The 529-nt window shown below is 64.3% G+C and carries 1 protein-coding gene; it reads left to right on the top strand.

Annotated features, from left to right (window positions below):
* Positions 1-529 (top strand): hypothetical protein (locus PV679_RS36085; RefSeq protein WP_319685508.1); only part of this gene is annotated, 529 nt, incomplete at both ends.

Below are 529 nucleotides of genomic sequence, written 5' to 3'. Positions count from 1 at the left end.
TGGACTTGAACGATGTCCTTCAGTCCAATGGTTATGCCTACGCGCACAACAACCCTGTCACGATGTCCGATCCGACGGGTCTGGCGATTTCCCTGACGGCGTCGGAGCGTGCGGCGGCCCTGGCCGGTGCGGGTCTTTCGGCGGCCCAGGTCTCCCAGGCCCAGGCGATGAGCGGTAAGTCCCTCACCTCGGTGATCCTCGCGGTGGCGTGGGAGACCTTGAAGGACTTCATCGGTATCAACGACGCGTTGTCCTGCTTCGGTGGGGACATGTGGTCGTGCGGCAGCCTGATCGTCGGGGCGATTCCCTGGAGCAAGCTGGGCAAGATTCCTTCGGTGCTGAGGGCGGTCGATCGCACCATCAGCGCTATTCAGTCCTTCCGTGTGGCCAAGAAGGCGGCGGAGCTGGTTCTGAAGTCGGCGAAGGCGGCGGAGGCGGCGGCGCTTCGGGCCAAGAAGGCGGCGATCGAGAGGGCGAAGAGGGAAGCCGCTCAGAGGGCGAAGAAGAAGGCGGCGGAACAGGCGAAGAG

This window comes from Streptomyces sp. AK02-01A, assembly GCF_033795305.1.
Lineage (GTDB): Bacteria > Actinomycetota > Actinomycetes > Streptomycetales > Streptomycetaceae > Streptomyces.
This window is presented reverse-complemented; position numbering and strand designations above follow the sequence as displayed.